This window comes from Howardella ureilytica, assembly GCF_054657495.1.
The window spans coordinates 1-324 of record NZ_BAAHYP010000034.1; the positions used below are offsets into that span (position 1 = coordinate 1).

Sequence of the window (324 nt, forward strand, 5' to 3'; positions counted from 1 at the left end):
CTTACCACAACAAGAGCAGATTTGTGATGATGGATACCATTTACTTACTTTTACAAAGTGTTTTCCTCTATCAGCTAGTTTATATTCTAGCATAGACAAAAACATACCATATCCATTATCAAGAGTAGCTTTACCGTTACCAAAGTTTTTATTTGCCAACGCTTTCATATTTAGATTTTCAACACAAACAACATCTACATGATTGGCTATCTCAGCAGATTTCTTATGTAAAAAATCATATCTTTGGTTCTTTATATGCTTATGAAGCTTTGCAAGCTTATGCTGATGTTTTATATAATTATGTGATTTATGTTCATTCTTACG

1 protein-coding gene is annotated in these 324 nt (G+C 30.9%); it reads right to left on the bottom strand.

Annotated features, from left to right (window positions below; translation table 11 throughout):
- On the bottom strand, positions 1 to 324 hold a 324-nt coding region (locus tag ACYQ1N_RS07600; RefSeq protein WP_459834525.1), incomplete at both ends, for an RNA-guided endonuclease InsQ/TnpB family protein.